General features: G+C 62.0%; 13 protein-coding genes and 1 tRNA gene. 9 read left to right on the forward strand and 5 right to left on the reverse strand.

The features are described 5' to 3' along the window. Positions 1–8 precede the first annotated feature (8 nt). Positions 9–3,398: a transglutaminase family protein gene (locus tag CMV30_RS13465; protein ID WP_096056524.1), complete on the reverse strand. Its 3,390-nt coding sequence runs from the start codon at positions 3,396–3,398 to the stop codon at positions 9–11. A gap of 212 nt (positions 3,399–3,610) precedes the next feature. Next, positions 3,611–6,847 carry a fibronectin type III domain-containing protein gene (locus tag CMV30_RS13470; RefSeq protein ID WP_175414875.1) on the reverse strand — a complete coding sequence of 1,079 codons (3,237 nt, stop codon included), beginning with the start codon at positions 6,845–6,847 and terminating at the stop codon, positions 3,611–3,613. 350 nt (positions 6,848–7,197) lie between these two features. Between CMV30_RS13470 and CMV30_RS13475 the strand changes: the two genes are divergently transcribed. Together CMV30_RS13475 and CMV30_RS13480 are read left to right on the forward strand one after the other, a co-directional pair. Continuing rightward, positions 7,198–7,767 carry a hypothetical protein gene (locus tag CMV30_RS13475; protein WP_096056526.1) on the forward strand — a complete coding sequence of 190 codons (570 nt, stop codon included), beginning with the start codon at positions 7,198–7,200 and terminating at the stop codon, positions 7,765–7,767. Positions 7,768–7,837: 70 nt separating this feature from the next. Next, positions 7,838–8,284 carry a DUF11 domain-containing protein gene (locus tag CMV30_RS13480; protein ID WP_175414876.1) on the forward strand — a complete coding sequence of 149 codons (447 nt, stop codon included), beginning with the start codon at positions 7,838–7,840 and terminating at the stop codon, positions 8,282–8,284. A 4-nt stretch (positions 8,285–8,288) separates the two neighbouring features. Here the strand turns inward: CMV30_RS13480 and CMV30_RS13485 are convergent, their stop codons facing one another. Continuing rightward, a complete protein-coding gene (locus CMV30_RS13485) occupies positions 8,289–8,990 on the reverse strand; it encodes a response regulator (RefSeq protein WP_175414877.1) in 702 nt (233 codons plus the stop codon). Positions 8,991–9,183: 193 nt separating this feature from the next. Between CMV30_RS13485 and CMV30_RS13490 the strand changes: the two genes are divergently transcribed. Continuing rightward, the gene (locus tag CMV30_RS13490; RefSeq protein ID WP_096056529.1) at positions 9,184–11,100 is read left to right on the forward strand and encodes a hybrid sensor histidine kinase/response regulator; all 1,917 of its coding nucleotides are present in this window, start codon (positions 9,184–9,186) and stop codon (positions 11,098–11,100) included. A 50-nt stretch (positions 11,101–11,150) separates the two neighbouring features. Here CMV30_RS13490 and CMV30_RS13495 read toward each other — a convergent pair. Both CMV30_RS13495 and CMV30_RS13500 read right to left on the reverse strand, forming a co-directional pair. Beyond that, a tRNA-Ser gene (locus tag CMV30_RS13495) sits at positions 11,151–11,240 on the reverse strand. A 234-nt stretch (positions 11,241–11,474) separates the two neighbouring features. Further along, positions 11,475–12,542: a thioredoxin-like domain-containing protein gene (locus CMV30_RS13500; protein ID WP_096056530.1), complete on the reverse strand. Its 1,068-nt coding sequence runs from the start codon at positions 12,540–12,542 to the stop codon at positions 11,475–11,477. Positions 12,543–12,826: 284 nt separating this feature from the next. On the opposite strand from CMV30_RS13500, the gene nuoB reads away from it, so the two are divergent. The 6 genes from nuoB to CMV30_RS13530 are packed head-to-tail and all read left to right on the forward strand — an operon-like array spanning position 12,827 to position 18,906. After that, positions 12,827–13,333, forward strand: a complete 507-nt coding sequence (gene nuoB / locus CMV30_RS13505) for an NADH-quinone oxidoreductase subunit NuoB (RefSeq protein WP_096056531.1) — start codon at positions 12,827–12,829, stop codon at positions 13,331–13,333. Positions 13,334–13,384: 51 nt separating this feature from the next. Beyond that, positions 13,385–14,011: an NADH-quinone oxidoreductase subunit C gene (locus CMV30_RS13510; RefSeq protein WP_096056532.1), complete on the forward strand. Its 627-nt coding sequence runs from the start codon at positions 13,385–13,387 to the stop codon at positions 14,009–14,011. 30 nt (positions 14,012–14,041) lie between these two features. Next, complete coding sequence (gene nuoD, locus CMV30_RS13515; protein ID WP_096056533.1) at positions 14,042–15,274, forward strand: NADH dehydrogenase (quinone) subunit D; 1,233 nt, start codon at positions 14,042–14,044, stop codon at positions 15,272–15,274. Positions 15,275–15,289: 15 nt separating this feature from the next. Continuing rightward, positions 15,290–15,790: an NADH-quinone oxidoreductase subunit NuoE family protein gene (locus CMV30_RS13520; RefSeq protein WP_096056534.1), complete on the forward strand. Its 501-nt coding sequence runs from the start codon at positions 15,290–15,292 to the stop codon at positions 15,788–15,790. A gap of 17 nt (positions 15,791–15,807) precedes the next feature. Continuing rightward, positions 15,808–17,169, forward strand: a complete 1,362-nt coding sequence (gene nuoF / locus CMV30_RS13525; protein WP_096056535.1) for an NADH-quinone oxidoreductase subunit NuoF — start codon at positions 15,808–15,810, stop codon at positions 17,167–17,169. A gap of 24 nt (positions 17,170–17,193) precedes the next feature. After that, positions 17,194–18,906, forward strand: a complete 1,713-nt coding sequence (locus CMV30_RS13530; protein ID WP_096056536.1) for an NADH-quinone oxidoreductase subunit G — start codon at positions 17,194–17,196, stop codon at positions 18,904–18,906.

Below are 18,906 nucleotides of genomic sequence, written 5' to 3' on the forward strand. Positions count from 1 at the left end.
GAGGTGATTTATCGGCGGAGTTTTACCGGGTCGCGGAGGTCGAGGGTGTGCGGGTGCTCCATCGTGACTTCGCGCGGCTCGACCGCGAGCGGCTGGCCGGGCGTGTGGCCGTAGGGGAAGAAACGCGCGAGGCGGCGGCTCTCGGCTTCGTAGGCATTTACCGGGAAGGTGTTGTAGTTACGGCCACCGGGATGCGCGACGTGGTAGGTGCAGCCGCCAACGGCGAGGCGGTTCCATGAGTCGAAGATGTCGAATACGAGCGGCGAGTCGGCGAAGATCGTTGGGTGCAGGCAGGACGGCGGTTGCCACGCGCGGTAGCGGACGCCGGCGACGAACTCGCCGTTGACGCCGGTGGGCTGAAGCGGGACGCGGTTGCCGTTGCACGCAACGTAGTAGCGCTCGGAGGTGAGGCCGGTGACTTTGACCTGGACGCGTTCGACGGAGGAATCGACGAAGCGGACGGTACCGCCCGCCGAGCCTTCTTCGCCGAGGACGTGCCAGGGCTCGAGGGCGTGGCGGAGTTCGAGCTCCATACCGCGATGTTGGATACGGCCGTTGAGCGGGAAGCGGAATTCGAAGTGTGGCGCGAACCAGCTCTCGTCGAAGGGCATTCCCCAGCTCTTGAGATCGGAGACGACGTCGGAGAAGTCCTGCTGGCAATAATGCGGGAGGACGAAGCGATCGTGGAGATCGGTGCCCCAGCGGGCTAGGCGGGTGGGCTCGTAGGGATTATCCCAGAAGCGGCTGACGAAGGCGCGGAGCAGGAGCTGTTGCGCGAGCGACATGCGCGCGTGCGGCGGCATTTCGAAGGCGCGGAGTTCGAGCAGGCCGAGGCGGCCGGTGGCGCTGTCGGGCGAGTAGAGTTTATCGATGCAGAACTCGGCGCGGTGGGTGTTGCCCGAGGCGTCGGTGAGCAGGTTGCGGAAGATGCGATCGACGAGCCAGGGTGGCGTGTGGCCGCGCTGCTGCTGGCGGTCGAGTTCGCGGAAGGCGATCTCGAGCTCGTAGAGGATGTCGTTGCGGGCTTCGTCGACGCGCGGCGCTTGCGAGGTCGGGCCGATGAAGAGCCCGGAGAACAAGTACGACAGCGACGGATGCTGGTGCCAGTAGGAGAGCAGGCTCTTGAGAACGTGCGGGCGGCGCAGGATCGGTGAGTCGGATGGGCGTTCGCCGCCGATGATGATGTGGTTGCCGCCGCCGGTGCCGGTGTGGCGGCCGTCGATCATGAACTTGTCGGTGCCGAGGCGGCACTCGCGGGCGTTGTCGTAGAGGAAGTTGGTTTTCTCGGTGAGCTCGCTCCACGAGGCTGACGGGTGGATGTTCACCTCGATGACGCCGGGATCGGGCGTGACCTTGATGTTGTTGAGGCGCGGATCGTGGGGCGGCAGGTAACCTTCGATGACGACGGGCATCGAGAGTTGGGCGGAGGTCGCTTCGATGGCGGCGAGGAGATCGAGGTAGTCCTCGGTGGTCTCGACGGGCGGCATGAAGATGAAGAGATGACCTTCGCGCGGTTGCACGCAGAGAGCAGTGCGGGTGATCCACGCGGCGGATTCTTGCGAGGACGGCGTGCGATCGCTGGGCGGGAGGGATTGCGGACGCGGACGCAGGTGGCCTTCACCGACTTCGCGGAGCCACGCGGCGAACGCGGTGGGGTCGGCTGGCTGGCCGGGAAGTGAGTACTGGCGCGCGAGCGCTTCGCGGTCCGGCAGTGGCGGAAGTTCGAGGAGCGGGTCAGGAGGCGTGAGATAACGGACGTCGGTCGGGGCGACCCACGGCTGAGAATCGAGCGGGAGGCGGAAGCCCATCGCGGAGTCGCCGGGGATCAAATACATCGTCTCGGGACGGAGGAACCACGGGCCGGAGACCCAGCCGGGGTTGCCTTTGACATAGCCGCGTTCGAGCGGGAGGGCGTAGCCGATGACCTGGTCGAGACCTTGCTCGAAGACGCGGGAGAGGCGTTCGCGCTCGAGCGGGTCCTTCAAGTTGCTCTTGAGCGGATCGACGTTGGTGGGGAGGCGGCGTTCCTTCCAGAGATAGTAGAAACTGTCCTCGTAGCCGGGGATGAGCCACTGTTCATCGACGCGGAGATTGGCGGCGAGAGCGTGAGCGTATTTATTGGCGTCGGTGGCGGTGCGGCCGAGCGGTTTTGCGATGTCGGCGAGCAGTGCGGGATTTTGCCAGAGAGGTTGTCCATCGCGGCGCCAGATGGAGCTGAAGGCCCAGCGGGGGAGTTGTTCCCCGGGGTACCATTTGCCCTGGCCGTAGTGGATGAAGCCGCCTTTGCCGTAGTGCTGCCAGAGACGTTTGATGAGCTGCTCGGCGAGGCGGCGCTTGTGCGGGCCCATGGCGGCGGTGTTCCATTCGGCGCCGTCCATGTCGTCGATGGAGATGAAGGTGGGTTCGCCGCCCATGGTGAGGCGGACGTCGCGCTCGCGGAGGGCCTTGTCGATTTTTTCGCCGAGGGCATCGATGTCGGCCCATTGTTCGTCGGAGTAGGGCAGCGTGACGCGGGGAGATTCGTAGATGCGGTTGACGGACATCTCGAAGCCGAACTCGGTTTCGCATTCGTCGACGCCGCCACTGATCGGCGCGGCAGAAGACGGTTCAGGCGAGCAGGCGAGCGGAATGTGGCCTTCGCCGGCGAGCAGGCCGGAGGTGGGATCGAGGCCGATCCAGCCGGCGCCCGGGAGGAACACCTCGGTCCATGCGTGGAGATCGGTGAAGTCCTTTTCAGCGCCGGAAGGGCCGTCGAGGGATTTTTGATCGGCGCGGAGCTGGATCAGATAACCCGATACGAAGCGGGCGGCGAGGCCGGCGTGGCGGAGGAGTTGAACGAGGAGCCAGGCGGAGTCGCGGCAGGAGCCGGAGAGATTGGTGAGGGTTTCCTCGGGCGTCTGGACGCCGGGTTCGAGGCGGATGAGGTACTTGATGTCGCTCTGGAGGCGCTGATTGATGGCGACGAGGAAATCGATGGTGCGCTGTTTTCCGAAGTTGAGGGATTTGAAGAGCGCCTCGAACTTCGGCGTAAGCGCGTCTTTGCGCAGATAGGGGGCGAGTTCGGCGGTGAGCGCGGGGTCGTACTTGAAGGGGAATTCCTCGGCGCCGGGTTCGAGGAAGAAGTCGAATGGGTTGTACACGGCCATCTCGGCCACGAGGGAGACTTCGACGGAGAAGTGGCGGACTTTTTCGGGGAAAACGAGGCGGGCGAGGTAGTTGCCCTGCGGATCCTGCTGCCAGTTGATGAAGTGGCCGGTGGGCTCGATCTTGAGCGAGTAGCTCAGGATAGGGGTGCGACAATGCGGGGCCGGGCGCAGGCGGACGATTTGCGCGCCGAGCGTGACGAGCCGGTCATAGGTGTAGCTGGTGCGGTGGTGGAGGGCGACGTGGATGGCCATGCAGGTAAAGTGGGTTAGCGGAAGCCGGACTGTATTTAGCAAGACGCGGGCCGCACGCGGATTTGTTTCATAATGCGGGAATGTTGATTGATGGCGATTGGACGGAGGTGAGGGAAAGCGGAATGCGGGGTGTGAGCATTTTTGGTGAGACAAAAAAAGCCTCCCTCGAGGAGAGGGAGGCTTGGGATGTGAAGGCGGGGCCGCAGTGAAGATCAGGGGGCGGTGACGACGATCTGGTCGATGTTGGCGAGATCCTGGCCGTTGGTCTGGAAGCGGATCGTGTTGATCGCGCCGGCGTTTAATGGAATGGTGACATTCATGGTCTGCCAGGTGGTCCATGCGCCAGTGGCGTTGAACGTGATGGCTTGGGTCACGCCGTTGATGAGGAGCTGGCCGGTGCGAGAACCCGAGGCGAGCGCGTAGCGAATGGTGAGCGTGGCGGAGCCGCCGATGCCGCCGTTGACACTGGTGAACTGGCAGAAGCCGCCAGTGGTCGGTGCGTTGACGTAACCGGTGCCGAGCCAGCCGGCGTTGGTGGTTTCGGTGACGGTGCCGCCGCCGATGGAGGCCGCTTCGGCTTGAAGCGTGGTGGTCGTGCCGGTGCCGCCAGCGGACTGGGTCGTGGCGTTGGCGATGCCAGTGTAGGCGGAGTTGCCGCCGCCGTTGTACGCGCGGACTCGGTAGTAATAAGCGGTGGAGGCGGACAGGCCGGTGTTTTGGTAGCTGGTCGCGTTGGAGCCGGTGGTGGCGATCTCGGTGTAGGTGCCGCCTGAGGACGCGGCGCGCTCGATCTTGAAGCCAGTTTCGTTGGTGGAGTTGTCGGTCCAGGTGAGGTTGATCTGGCTGCTGGAGGCGGCGCTGGCGGCGAGGTTGGTGGGAGCGGTCGGCGCGGGCGTGGCGGCGGAGGGCTGCACGGCGACCTGGACCTGCGTGGTCATTGTGGTGGTGCCGTCGTTAACTGTGAAGGTGAAGCGGCCGATGCCTGCGAAGCCGGACGTGGGGACGAAGCGGGCGGTGTTGCTGTTCACGACGCTGACGGTGCCGCCGGTGGGCGCGCTCACGGTGTAGGTGGACGTCGTGGCGAAACCCTTGGTGAGCGGGAGGAGCGGGACGTCCACGGCGGTGCCGGCGGTGGTGGCGACGTGCGGGACGGCGAGCCAGTTGAGGTAATCTTCGAGGTGGGTGAAGCCGTCGCCGTCGGGATCGGCGTTGCTATCCGTGAAGTTACCGGAGCCGGAGTTGGGGTTGAGGCCCTTCATCGTCTCCCACCAATCGGGGAGGCCGTCGTTGTCGGTATCGAAGTTCGTGGCACGCGTGACGGTCGGATAACTTTCCCAGCCGCCGACATCGGCCTGAGAGTCGGGGAAGCCGGCTTTGTTGGTGTAGCTGCCGCGGTAGGTGAAGGTGCCGTTGAGCGTCTCGGTGAGGATGCGTGTATCCTGATTGTCGATCTGGGGCTGGTTGGCGCCGACGTCGGAGAGGACGTACTTGTAGGCGTTGCCGGCGGTCTGCGTGGTGACGTTTGAGGCGAAGAACGCGGCGCTGACCCACGGGCTGTAACTGGTGGGGACGCTGCCGCCGTTGGAGCCGGAGGCGGTGCGACCGGCGGCCTGGTTGGATTCGGTGAAGCGGCCGGGCATGACGTTTCCGCTCATGAAGTACTGCTGCGTGCCGGGGAAGTTATCCCACGTGGGATTTAGCGCGGTGAAGAGCGTGGTGCCGGCGCCGGGCTTGTAGTAGTTGTTCACGAAGTTGACCTCGTGAGCGCCGCCGTCGGTGGTGCGGGATCCCCAGTTGTAGACGACGTTGTTGCTGATATCGAGACGGCCGGCGAAGAGGCCGCCGGCGTCGAGGCCACCGGCGAGCGACCAGTTGCGGCCGTAGCAGTGGGCGAGAAGGTTGTGATGAAAGGAGCCGATGTCGCCGCCGATGGATGCGGCGTAACCGTGCTCGGTGCCGGCGGGATAGTTTTGGTGACCGGCGGCGTTGAGGGCCTCGGAGATCAGTGTGCGCTGGAGTGTGATGTTGTGCGCGGCGCGCGAGCTGAAGGCCTCGTCGAGCGTCCAGCTGATGGAGCAGTGATCGAGGATGCAGTGGTTGCTGCCCTGCATGCCCATGCCGTCCACGGTGGCGCCGGAGATGTTGCCGGGGCGCGAGCGGATGTGGCGGACGATGACATCGTCGGCGCCGCTAAGGCCGAGGGTCCATTTGCGGACGGTGATGCCTTTGCCGGGGGCGGTCTGGCCGGCGATGGTGATGTACGGCTGGCTGACGGTGAGGCGGGACTCGAGCGTGATGAGACCGGCGACATCGAAGACGACGGTGCGCGGACCGACATCGGCGGTGAGCGCCTCGCGAAGGCTGCCGGCACCGCTGTCGTTGAGATTGGTGACTTTCACGACGACGCCACCGCGACCGCCGCGGGCGAAGCGGCCGTAGCCCTCGGCTCCGGGAAAGGCGAGGCGGCGGGGGCGGAAATACCAGACATTACCCTTGGTGGTGCCGGACGTGCTGACTTCGTCGATACGCCAGTAATAGGTGAGGTGCGGATTGATGCCGGTGACACCGTAGGTGAGGCCGGTCTGGTTGCCCTTAAAGATGCCCGACGTGGAGCGTGTGGCGTTTTTAACGGTGTTAAGATCGGTGCCGAAATAGACATCGTGCGACGTGGCGGAGGCGGCCTTGGTCCAGCTCAGCGTGGTGGTGCCAGAGTCGGCGTTGATGTGTTCGTCGCCGTCGAAGGGAGCGGGTTGGGTGGCCTGGAGCTTGAGGTTGGGCGTGTCGATTTCGAAGCCGTCGATGGAAACGTTCTTGATCGTCTGGGAACCCGTGGTGACGGCGGCGAAGAGGATGACGACATCCTGGCCGCTGACGGCGTTGAAGGTGAGGTAGGACGTGGCGGCGAGAGCGTCGTCGGTCACGCGATTGGTGACGGGGAGGGCGGAGACGACCTGGGTGCCATTTACGGAGATGTTGAGCGGGCTGAAGGTGTTGGTGGCGGGATTGGCCCAGGTGTTGTGATAGGTGAGCAGTGTGTGCTGGCCGGCGGTGAGGCCGGCGATGCGCATCTCGATCTGGCCGCCGGCGTTGCCGCCATCGACGGTGATGCCGTCATTGGCGAGGGTGGCTCCGTAAGTCGTGAGGCCTTCTTTCCACCAATCGGTTTTGAGCGCGGTGCCTTGGGGTCCGACGCGGGTGAACGTGATGGTGACGCCGCTAAAAGTGGCGGAAATGGTGTTTGCACCGGAGGTAAACCAAGTGGCGTTGGGCGACCAGGGAGTGAAGCCGACGGAGCCAGTTTCGGTGAGAGGTCGGCCGTTTTGGTTGAAGTCGACTTTGAGTTCGGCCGCGACGGTTGAGGTAATAACGAACAGGGCAAACAAAGCGGCCGAGGTGGCCGCGCAGAGGCGGGCGAAGCCGGTCGGGGAGACCGGTGGATGCGTCTTCATGAGGGATTTGGGAAATGATCGGCGGGTGACCGATCCGGGGTGTACGGGGTGGGGCTTGCTGACGCTGGGTGAGTGCGCCGACAAGCGACAGAGGGGACACGCAATGTCTGAGAAAGGCACGCCTGCGCGCTGTCCCGTGAATTGATGACACGCGCGGGAGGGATCGCCAGCTTCGGATCGTGCGCATCGTTGCTGGCTGGGTGATCGGGCCGATTGATTGAAAGTAAGGGGGAGGGATGAGCGCACTATCAAACCCACGGCTCTGTGGGTGGGCATGGAATGAACTACCCATGGGGTGGTGAGTAGTCGCGTCGATACCCGGTGCCGCTGCTTTTCGGTAGTTTGAGGGCATGAACATCCTTCTCTCCTCTCTGAGCGGCTCGCTTCAGGCCGACTATTCCGCGCTTCCGGTGACTTCGGGCGCGTCTTCCCGCCGCAGCTGTGCCCGCGCCTTGTTTTTGGCTGTCGCAGTTTTTCTCGGTTCGACCGCCGAGCTTAGTGCTGCGCAAAAGAATGATCTCGAAATCGCGCTCAGCGCCCAACGGGTAAACAAAGTCGATGCTTCGCAGGAGTCGCTGGATGACGACGACAACGTCGCGCCCGGTGACGTGGTTCAATATCGCGCGGTTTATCGCAATCAGTCAGACCACGCTTTGCGCAATCTCGCGCCGACGCTGCCCATTCCGGCGGGCACCGAGTATGTGGATGGCAGCGCCTATCCCGCTCCGGTTGAAGGCAGTCTGGACGGCAAAACCTTCGAGAGTTTCCCGATCCGCCGTTCCGTTAAAACGCCTGACGGCCGCTCGCTCCTCGTGGCCGTGCCGGTGAGCGCTTATCGCGCCCTTCGCTGGAAAGCCGCCGAGCTCCCCGCCGCCGCTACGTTCGTCACCACGGCCCGGGTACAGATCGTCGCCCAGTAACAAGTGTCTACTTTCAGCATGAAAACGCCTTCACTCAACGGAAGGGCAGGTGGTTTCCCTGATTCTTAAGGTGAGCACGCCTGCTGGAGCTGCCTTCGGCTCGCGAGATCAGACGGTGATCCAGGCAGTTTTCACACTCGCCGGAGCATCGCCTGCGCTTAGCGAGACGCTGGCGCGGACGGATCTCACGCTGATCGGCGACCGCGGAGAAGCCGGTCTGGTGCTGGTCAAAACGGTGAACAAAACCACGGCGAAACCGGGCGATACGATTCTCTACACGATCACGTACACGAACCGCGCGGCCGAGCCGCTTACGCAGGTGATCATCTATGATGCGACACCGGCGTTCACGCGTTTCGCATCGGCGGCGGCGGGCGCGTTACCGACGGGAATGACGGCGGTGAACATCGCGGCTCCGTCGGTGGGAGCGAGCGGTGCGGTCAAGTGGACTTTCACGGGCCAGCTCAATCCGGCGGCGACCGGTGCGGTGACGTTTTCCGTCACGGTCGATCTGTGACGGGTCAGCTACCGGCGGCGGGTTTGCCTTGTTGAAAGCCGGGACGCGACTGAGTGCGGACGAGGCCGAGACTGAAGGCTTCGCGGGTGAGATCGGCGGCGTTATGCGCGCCGAGTTTTTCCATGATGTGGTGCCGGTGATTTTCCGCGGTCTTCACGCTGATGCCCAGCTTGGTGGAAACTTCTTTATTGGAAAAACCCTCGGCGATGAGCTGGAGCACCTCGTGTTCGCGAGGCGTGAGCGTGCCGGGTGTGCGGGTGGTGGCTGGATCGATGAAGGCTTGCTGCAAGGCCTGGGTGATTTTTTCGCCGAAGTAGGCTTTGCCGGAGCCGACGATCTCAATGGCTTGAAGGAGGGTTTCCGCCCGGCTGGTTTTTTCGATAATGCCGCGCACGCCGGCTTCGAGGACCATGCGGATGGTGGCGGCGTCGTTATGCGAGCTGAAGATGAGGATCTGTGTCTCGGGTTGCGCGAGTGTGAGGTTGCGCGCGATGGAGATGCCGTTGAGTCCGGGGAGGTCGATATCGAGCAGGAGCAGCCGGGGTTTCAGTTTGAGGCACTGAGCGACGACCTCGTGACCGTCGGAGGATTCGCCGACGATCTGGATGTGCGATTTGGAATTCAGGAAGAGCGCGAGCACCTCCCGGATGGCGACATGATCTTCCGCGATAAAAACGGTTAAGGCGGACGTCTTTCCCGGACCCATGTGCGGATGAGAGGGAAGGACGCGCGCGATTTCAACCGGGATTTTGGGTTTTTGACCGGCGATAAAAGCCGTGGTGTGCGGGGAATGTGCGGGAAATTGGGTTGCAGGGATGAGGCGTATAAATTGCTTAGGGCGCAGATAATCACTCACGGAAGGAAGGGCGGGACTCTTCATTTTCGCGGCCTAAACTGACATGAAGATACTCCATTTAGACGATTCGCCTGAAGATCTTGAAATCGTGCAGGATCGGCTGGTGGGCGTTTTTCCAGGGTGTGAACTGACGAGCGTGCTTGGACAGACGGAGTTCAAGCGCGCGTTGGATGAAGGCGGTTACGATCTGGTGCTTTCGGATTATCACATCCCGGGATTCAACGATCTGGATGCGTTGCGGATGGCGCAGGAGGTGTGTCCGGGTGTCCCGTTTATATTTTGTTCGGGCACGATCGGTGAGGACAAGGCGATCGAGGCTATGCGCGAGGGAGCGACGGATTATGTGCTCAAGCAGCGTCTCGACCGGCTGGTGCCGGCGGTGGGCCGGGCGCTCAAGGAAAGCGAGGAGCGGCGCAAGCGGCGCGAGGTGGAGGAGGCGTTTCAGAAAATCCAGGCGACGCTGCGGGAGCAGAACGAAATCCTCACGCGGGCGCGCGACAGCATCATCATCCTGGATCTGGAAGACCGGGTGAAGTTCTGGAACGAAGGCGCGGCGCAGCTGCTGGGATGGAAGGCGGCGGAGGTCGTCAACCGGGTGCCCGAGGGCATCCTGGAATCGGATACGCGAGACCAGAAGGGCGAGATCAAGTCACGGCTGTTGAGCGAAGGCGGCTGGAGCGGGCCGCTGCGGCTGACGCATCGCGACGGGCGGACGGTTTTTGTGGAGGCTCGTGTGAGTGTGGTGAGAAACGAACGTGGTGAGCCGCAGGCGCGGTTGGTCATCCTGACCGACGTGACGGAGAAGAAGGCGCTGGAGGAGCAGTTGTTTCGCGCGCAGCGGCTGGAGAGCCTCGGGTTGCTGGCGTCGGGGATTTCCCACGATCTGAACAACATCCTCGCGCCGATCCTGATGGCCGCGCCGCTGCTGCGGAAACAGGAGAGCGATGCGGGGCATCTGCGGCTGATTGACAGTCTGGAGCGCAGTGCGGCGCGGGGTGCGGACATGGTGCAGCAGATCCTAGCCTTTGCGCGTGGCGTGAGTGGAGAACCGCAGCTAATCCAGTTGAAGCACGTGATCCGGGATTTGTTGAAGCTCGCCTACAGCACGTTTCCCCAGTCGATCAAAGTGCAGGAGGATATTGGCGAGTTGTGGCCGGTGCGCGCGAACCCGACGCAGATGCATCAGTTGTTGCTCAATCTCTGCGTCAACGCGCGCGATGCGATGCCTGCGGGCGGGACGCTGCGGTTGAGTGCTGAAAACAAACTCATCGATGTGGTCCAGGCCGGAGCGATTCGCGGCGGGCGCACGGGGCCGCATGTCGTGATCGAAGTCGCTGACACTGGGACGGGCATCCCGCCGCAGATCCTGGAGCGCATCTGGGAGCCGTTTTTCACGACGAAAGGCGAATCGAAGGGGACCGGACTGGGGCTTTCCACGGTGCGAGGCATTGTTGAGAATCATCACGGCTTCATCGAGCTGCGCTCTGAAGCGGGTAAAGGAACGAGTTTTCGCATCTATCTGCCCGCTGATGAAGCGCTGATCGCGGAAAGCGCCTCACGCCATCCGTTCGAGGCTCCGCGCGGGCAAAACGAAGTCGTGCTCATCGTGGACGACGATCCGACCATCCGGGAATTGCTCGGGGCTACGCTGACCGATCATGGCTATCGGGTGCTGCTGGCGAGAGACGCTACCGAGGCGATCGAACATGCGTCGCACGCGCGAGACATCGCCTGTGTCATCACGGACTTCGGGATGCCTGAAATCGATGGCCTGACGTTGCTGCGGGTTTTGAAGCGGCTGCTGCCCGCGGCTAAATTGATTTTAGTCAGCGGCCACGCCGATCCTTCGGAGGCACAACGAGAGGGCGGAGGATTGATCGCCTGCTTTGTGGCCAAGCCCTTCCGTCCGGAGGTGTTGCTTGGGACGATCCGCCGGGTCTTGTCGGTGACGAGTGCTTGAGCCTCGGGAAAACGAGCGACTGAGTTCCCTGATTGTTTGGCGAAGCACACTGGCGGAGAGGGAGGGATTCGAACCCTCGGTCCCCTTGCGAGGACACATGATTTCCAATCATGCGCATTCGACCACTCTGCCACCTCTCCAGGTGTATCAGTAAGCGCCGTTTTCAGGTGCTTCCCGAGATCGAAGGGGGCGAACTAAGGGCAGCGGTACAAACTTGGTCAACGGAAAATCCATGCGCGCGACCACCTTCCGTTTGAAGCGCTCTTGCGGAGCGTAGATCTGGCATGTTTTTGCCGTTGGAGTAGCTGACCGACGGCTTGGCTGGTGAGTGTCACTGGTCAGCGAAGCGAGTCTTTGCGCAGACCTGAGCCAGCTTATAGAGTGAAGGGGATGGCGACGCTTTTAACGGTGGGTACGCCATTTTCGATGGCCGGCAGGAAGCGCCAGGACTTCGCGTCGTTCACGAGCATGGCTTCGCTCACTGCGGGAAGTGCGGGGTCGGTGCGTGCGTCGGTGACAGTTCCTTGTTCATCGATGGTCGCGCGCAGCATGAAGTTTTTAACCGGGAGGTCCGCGTAGCGCGAGAGGTCGAAGTCGATGAGGTAAGGCTTGGGCGGAAGATTGGTGGTCGCGCCTGCTAGAACGTACTGACGGATGGCGAGGCGGTGGCGCGCGAGCTTGGTTTCGGGGTGGGTGGGGGCGCTCTGGTCCATGAGGGCGATGAATTTGTCCAAAGGATCTTCCGGCCCGAGGTATTCGGCTCCTTGATAGCTGTGAAAAAGAATGTGTCCCTTGCGGTTCACGACGACGAGGCATGGGATGCCGTTGCCTTTTAGGTGTTCGAGGATGCCGACGGAACCGAGGCTGTTGAACCCGACCATGGGCCAGGGCATGGAGGCTTCCTGGGCGTAGTGGCGCTGCTCGTGGACGTTTTCGTCGCTTGAGATGAAGATCAGTTCAAAGCGATCCGACACGGCTGGGTGGGCGCGTAAACGTTGATACGTTTCCCGTAGTTTGGGTGTGAATCGCCGGCATGGTCCGCACCAGTGAGCAGAGAAATACACCAGATAAAATTCCGGTTCAGGGCGTTGGGCGTAGTCGAATGGGGCAAGTTTTTCGCCTTGGAGGATTTGCAGGCGTTTACGCAGCGCCCGAGAGACGTCGCTGGATGAGTCTTTCCAGAGCGGGGCCTGTTGAGGCTGTTGGGCGAGAAAATTGGCGACGCGATCAAGCGAAGGAGTGTCGAGCCAGACGAGCGGCATGAAAGAACTCTGGGTCTTCGAGGCGATCAGTGCGTATGGGCCGTACACTCCGCTTAATTCGCCGTGAACCTCCTGGCCGATTTCGTTGCGCCAGACTGTGGTCGTTTGGGGAGCGGCGGGCAGACGGAGGGATAATGCGAATACAGCGAGCGCGCAGAAAAGGAGACGTTTGCCGGTCATGGTCGGTTGAGCTTGGATGAGCTGGGCGGGGAGTGGCGTGGATGGTGCCTGAAATCTGCCGACAGTTATTCGCGCCAAAGTTTGAAGGTGACGTGAGAAAGCGCGCCAGGTGTGTCGAGTCAAGCGACCGGCCTGAAGGCCTTATTGCGCGCGCTACCGCTGTGCAAAAGCGCAGGTTGTGAAAGCGCTTTTCCCGAAAAGCGCCTTGCACGACCTAGGGTCGTTGCTACGGTGCGCCGTCTTTTGGCTTTCACTGACCGAAGCCAACGCACCCGTAAACAATCATGGTTTCCGCTAACAACGAACTGGCTTATGATCGCAACATCGAGGGCGCTATCGTGCCCACGAATTTGGATGCGGCTATTAACTGGATTCGCTCGAACTCCATGTGGCCTATGCCCATGGGGCTCGCGTGTTGCGGTATCGAACTCATGGCCGTTGCCGCCAGCCGTTTCGACATCGCGCGCTTTGGCGCTGAAGTGATGCGTTTCTCCCCTCGCCAGTCGGACTGCATGATCGTCGCTGGCACCGTTACCTACAAAATGGCCCCGCACGTTCGCCGCATCTATGATCAGATGGCGTCGCCAAAGTGGGTGATTGCCATGGGTGCCTGCGCCAGTTCTGGCGGCATGTACCGCAGCTACGCAACGCTCCAAGGTGTGGATAAAATCATCCCGGTCGACGTATACGTCAGCGGATGCCCTCCACGTCCCGAAGCGCTGCTCGATGCGCTCATGAAACTTCAGGGCAAAGTTAAAAACGAACGCTCACTCAAGGCTCTCGCAGGCTGAGCGGTTCACTGAAACCACCACGCGTTTTATATCACGGCCCTCCCATTTACGATGACCGCGCCCGCCGACGTTATTGCCGCCCTTCAGGCCAAATTTCCGGAAAAGATCACGCCACGCGCGTCCTTGGATCATCCTGCGTTTAACATCCCGGTCGGCGATGCCGTCGCGGTACTGAAAACGCTGCGCGATGAATTCGGCTACGATATGCTGGTGGACGTCACCGCGATCGATTGGGCGGAAGGCACGACACCGCGCTTTACGGTTGTCTGGCATTTGTTGTCCACGACTGCTCATGGCTATCTCCGCGTTGCTGCCGATTGCTTGAGCGATACCGAGCCGACCGCACCGACGGTAACGTCGCTGTGGGGTGGGGCGGACTGGCACGAGCGCGAGACGTGGGATCTCCTCGGCATTAAGTTCACCGATCATCCGGACCTCCGCCGCATTTTGATGTGGGACGGTTATCCGTATCACCCACTGCGCAAAGAATTCCCGCTGGCCGGTATCGAGACCGCACTTCCCGACCTTGAAGTCGCGGAAGAAACTGGCGCGAAAGTTATCGCCGCTCCCATGGCGGGTGGTCCGTTCGTTGCTTCGCCCGGCGAGATGAATCTCACCGACGCCGAGCCTCGCGCTAAAGACGAGAGCTGGACCGAAAACCGTCCCAAATCCGAGTGAGCCCGCGTCACCGCCTAAAAATTTAATCAGATGGCCACCGAGTATTCTTTTCCAGACAGCGCCGCAAAGACGGCCGCTGCCGCCCAGGAGTTCGAGACCGAAAAAATGTCGCTCTCGATGGGCCCGTCCCACCCATCCACGCACGGCGTTTTGCGCCTGCAGATGGAGCTCGATGGCGAAGTCCTCACGAAGTGCGATCCGGTTCTCGGATACCTTCACCGCGGCGACGAAAAAATCGCCGAGAACATGACCTACAACCAGTTCGTGCCGTACACGGACCGGTTGGATTACCTCGCCCCGCTCGCTAACAACGTCGCGTACGCGATCGCCGTTGAGCGTCTCGCGAAACTCGAAGTCCCCGCCCGCTGCCAGGCGATCCGCGTGATCTGCTGCGAGATGGCGCGCATCTCGTCGCACCTCCTCGGCCTCGGCGCATTCGGCATCGATACCGGCGCGTGGTCGGTGTTCATGTACTCGTTCACCGAGCGCGAAAAACTCTACAAGCTCTTCGAAGAACTGACCGGTGCGCGCTTCACCACGAGCTACACCCGCATCGGCGGCGTGTCGCGCGACGTGCCCGCAGGCTGGAACGAAAAAGTCATCGCGTTCTGCGATCAATTCGAGCCGATCCTCGAGGAAATCCTCGGCCTGCTCACGCGTAACAAGATCTTCATGGATCGCACCGTCGGCATCGGCGTCATTTCGAAGGAAGACGCCATCAGCTTCGGCCTTACCGGGCCGAATCTCCGCGGCTCCGGCGTCCCGCTCGATTTGCGCAAAGACAAACCGTACTCCGGCTACGAGCAGTACGATTTCGATGTCGCCATCGGCAAACACGGCGACTGCTACGACCGCTACCTCGTGCGCGGCGAAGAAATGCGCCAGTCCGTCCGCATCATCCGCCAGGCCATCGCGAAATTCCCCGAGGGCGATTACTACGCGAAGGAAGCCGTCCGCATCTTCGCTCCGAAGAAGGAAAAGGTCCTCACCTCGATGGAGGAGTTGATCAACAATTTCATGATCGTGACCGAAGGTCCGCAGATGCCCGCTGGCGAAGTTTACTTCGAAGCGGAAAATCCGAAGGGCGCGCTCGGCTTCTACGTCGTGAGCAAAGGCGGCGGCGTTCCGTGGCGCCTCAAGATCCGCAGCCCCTCGTTCTGTAATCTCTCGATCCTTCCCAAAGTCTGCACCGGCCAGATGGTGTCGGACGTCGTTTCGATCCTCGGCTCCCTCGACTTCGTCATGGGCGAGTGCGACCGCTAAAAACTTTTCCGCGCGATGAATCTTAAGCCAGAAACTCTCCAGCGCATTGACGAGGTGATCACCCATTACCCCGTGAAGCGGAGCGCCACGCTCCCGCTGCTGCACCTCATCCAGGAAGACGTCGGGTTCATCTCCGACGAGACCATCGAGTGGATCGCCGCGAAGCTCGAGCTCCAGCCGATCAACGTGTATGAAGTCGTCACGTTCTACCCGATGTTCCGCCGCAAGCCGATCGGCCGCCGCCACATCAAGGTTTGCCGCACGCTCTCCTGCGCGCTCTCGGGTGGCTACAAAACCTGCGAGACCTTCAAGGAACAGTTCGGCGTCGAGCTCGGTGAAACCTCCGCCGACGGCGAAGTCACCGTCGAGTTCGTCGAGTGTCTCGCTAGCTGCGGCACCGCTCCCGTCGTCCTCATCGACGACGACCTCCACGAAAAAGTGGACAGCGCCAAAGCCCGCGAAATCGCCGCCAAGATCAAAGCCGAAGCCGCGAAAAACGCGCCCGTCGCCCGCTAACCCTTTTCTCCCGCGCCATGCCCGCTCCCGAACAACGCCGCATTATCTTTCAGCACATTGACGAGCCCGGCTACACCAACGACATCGACTGCTACATCCGCAACGGTGGCTACGAGGTCTTGAAGAAGGCGGTCACTCGCAAGCCCGAGGAGATCATCGAGGAAGTTAAAAAGTCCGGCCTGCGCGGTCGTGGTGGTGCTGGCTTTCCCTGCGGCGTGAAGTGGGGTCTCGTCGATCGTAAGAGCGGCAAGCCGATCTATCTCATCGTCAACGCCGACGAATCCGAGCCCGGCACCTTTAAGGACCGCTACATCATGCACCAGGATCCGCACCAGCTGATCGAGGGCACGATGATCTCCTGTTTCGCGAACAACGTGAAGCAGGCCTACATCTACATCCGTGGCGAAATGCCGCACGGTGCACGCATTTTGGAGAAGGCCATCGCGGAAGCCCGCGCGAAGAATTTCGTCGGTCCCAACATTCTGGGTACAGGTTACAGCTGCGAAATCTTCGTTCACCGCGGCGCTGGTGCGTACATCTGCGGCGAAGAAACCGGCCTGATCGAATCGCTCGAAGGCAAACGCGCCAACCCGCGCATCAAGCCCCCGTATTTCCCGGCCGTCCTCGGTCTCTATCAGTGCCCGACGATCGTGAACAACGTCGAGACGCTCTGTCACGTGAAGTTCATCGCTGAACACGGGGGCGCCGAGTACGCCAAGATCGGCACGCCCGGCAACACCGGCACCCGCATCTTCTGCGTCTCCGGCCACGTGCAGCGCCCCGGTTATTACGAGTTTCCCGCCGGCACTATCACGATGGGCCAGCTCCTCAACGACGTCTGCGGTGGCCCGCTTCCCGGCCGCAATTTCAAGGCCGTCATCCCCGGCGGCTCCTCCGCCAAAGTTCTCCGCTTTGGCGAACGCTATAAGGGCAAACGCAAGGTCGGCGCCGACATGGTCGACTACGATTGGGGCGTCGAAGACGTGCCCATGGATTTCGATTCGCTCGCGATGATCGGTTCGATGGGCGGCTCCGGCGGCGTGATCGTGATGGACGACACCGTCAACATGGTCGAAGCCCTCGCGAACATTAACGCGTTCTACTCCCACGAAAGCTGCGGCCAGTGCACACCGTGCCGCGAAGGCTCTTTGTGGATGAAGAAAATCACCACGCGCATGGTCCACGGCGACGCCCGTCCGCAAGACGGCGCATTGCTCAAGAGCGTGGCCGATCAGATCCCCGGCCGCACGATCTGCGCCTTCGGCGAAGCCTGCTCGTGGCCGACGCAAAGTTTCTACCTGAAGTTCAAAGACGAATTCGATGGCTACGCCGCCACCAAGAAACAACCCAAGCCCGACAACGCTCTCGAACTCGTCTAACGCGTTTTTCAAAAACTTTCCGCAATGAGCCAGCCCGCGCCAGCACCCAAACCCGACCTCGTCACCGTCAACATCGACGGCAAGGAGATCGCCGTGCCGAAGGGTACGAACGTGATCGAAGCTGCCCGCATGTTGAGCGTCGACGTGCCGCATTATTGCTACCACCCGAAGCTCTCGATCGTGGGCAACTGCCGCATGTGTCTCATCGAAATGGGCATGCCCGCCGTCGATCCCGCCACCAAGGCGCCGATCATGGACCCGGCCACCGGCAAGCAAAAGATCAATTGGATACCGCGCCCCCAAATCGGCTGCGGCACCAACGTTTCGCCCGGTCTCCACGTCAAGACTACGTCGCCGATGGTGAAGGACGCCCGCGAAGGCGTGATGGAGTTCCTCCTCATCAATCACCCGCTCGACTGCCCGATCTGCGACCAGGCCGGTGAATGCAAACTCCAGGAACAGGCCACCGGCTACGGCCGCGGCTACTCGCGTTTCGTCGAACAGAAGAACGTTAAGCCGAAGCGCACCCAGCTCGGGCCGCGCGTCACGCTCGACGACGAACGCTGCATTCTCTGCTCCCGCTGCATCCGTTTCTCGAAGGAAATCGCGAAGGACGACGTTCTCGGTTTCATCGACCGCGGCAGCTACTCGACGCTGACCTGCTATCCCGGCAAGAAGTTGGAAAACAACTACTCGCTCAACACCGTGGACATCTGCCCGGTGGGCGCGCTCACGAGCACCGACTTCCGCTTCAAGATGCGCGTCTGGTTCCTCAAGCAGACCAACAGCATCGACACCGAGTCCTCCGTCGGCGCCAACACCGTCGTCTGGTCGCGCGAAGGCATCATCTACCGCATCACCCCGCGTCGTAACGACGAGGTGAACGACACCTGGCTCGCCGATTCCGCCCGCGTTCTCTACAAACAAGTCCGCGACGAATCCCGCCTCACCGCCGTCAAAGCCTCCGGTCAGGTCGCTTCGTTCGAAGCTGCAATCACCGCCGCCGCCGAGATCCTGAAAGGCGGCTCCGTCGCCGTCGTCGGTTCCGGCCGCAGCTCGGTTGAAGAACAATTCCTCACGAAGAAAATCGCGGACGCGCTCAAAGCCACGACATCGCTCGTCGCGCGGGCAGGGCAGGGCGACAAGCTCCTCATTTCCTCGGATCGCAATCCCAACGTCCGCGGCGCGCTCGTCACCGGCCTCATCAACAAGCTCCCCGAAACGAAGCTCGCCGACCTCGGCGCCGCGATCGACTCCGGCAAAGTGAAGACCGTCCTCGTCATCAACGAAGACCTCAGCGCCGCCGGTCTCACCGCCGCGCAGCTCGCGAAGGTGAAGATCGTTTACGTCGGCACACACGCCAGCGCCACGACCGAAGCCGCCGCCGTGATCCTCCCGACCACGACCGTCTTCGAAAAAAGCGGCATATTCATCAACCAGCAGTTCCGCCTCCAGAAATTCTCGCAGGCGATTCCCGCGCTCGCCGGCACGACCAACGACCTCGTCGTCCTCAGCAAGCTCCTCGCCGCTGTCGGTGGCGCCGCCGTTTCGTCCGACCTCGCCGCGCTCTGGAAATCGCTCTCCGAAGAAGTCCGCATCCTCGCGGGCGTCTCCTTCGCGAGCCTCGCCGAAACCGGCCTCGTGTTGAACGCGACCGACTTCGCCAACGTCACCTTCACCGAAGGCGAAACGCTCCACTTCAAGCCCGCCGCCAAACCGGCTGTAGCCACCGCCTGA

The sequence above is a fragment of the Nibricoccus aquaticus genome (genome assembly GCF_002310495.1).
GTDB classification, from domain to species: Bacteria; Verrucomicrobiota; Verrucomicrobiia; order Opitutales; family Opitutaceae; genus Nibricoccus; species Nibricoccus aquaticus.

Coding starts and splice junctions, on each gene's coding strand:
- nuoF (WP_096056535.1), top strand. CDS start 15,808: ATGCCCGCTCCCGAACAACGCCGCATTATCTTTCAGCACATTGACGAG.
- CMV30_RS13510 (WP_096056532.1), top strand. CDS start 13,385: ATGACCGCGCCCGCCGACGTTATTGCCGCCCTTCAGGCCAAATTTCCG.
- CMV30_RS13530 (WP_096056536.1), top strand. CDS start 17,194: ATGAGCCAGCCCGCGCCAGCACCCAAACCCGACCTCGTCACCGTCAAC.
- CMV30_RS13485 (WP_175414877.1), bottom strand. CDS start 8,990: ATGGGTCCGGGAAAGACGTCCGCCTTAACCGTTTTTATCGCGGAAGAT.
- CMV30_RS13470 (WP_175414875.1), bottom strand. CDS start 6,847: ATGAAGACGCATCCACCGGTCTCCCCGACCGGCTTCGCCCGCCTCTGC.
- nuoD (WP_096056533.1), top strand. CDS start 14,042: ATGGCCACCGAGTATTCTTTTCCAGACAGCGCCGCAAAGACGGCCGCT.
- CMV30_RS13475 (WP_096056526.1), top strand. CDS start 7,198: ATGAACATCCTTCTCTCCTCTCTGAGCGGCTCGCTTCAGGCCGACTAT.
- nuoB (WP_096056531.1), top strand. CDS start 12,827: ATGGTTTCCGCTAACAACGAACTGGCTTATGATCGCAACATCGAGGGC.
- CMV30_RS13500 (WP_096056530.1), bottom strand. CDS start 12,542: ATGACCGGCAAACGTCTCCTTTTCTGCGCGCTCGCTGTATTCGCATTA.
- CMV30_RS13465 (WP_096056524.1), bottom strand. CDS start 3,398: ATGGCCATCCACGTCGCCCTCCACCACCGCACCAGCTACACCTATGAC.
- CMV30_RS13490 (WP_096056529.1), top strand. CDS start 9,184: ATGAAGATACTCCATTTAGACGATTCGCCTGAAGATCTTGAAATCGTG.
- CMV30_RS13520 (WP_096056534.1), top strand. CDS start 15,290: ATGAATCTTAAGCCAGAAACTCTCCAGCGCATTGACGAGGTGATCACC.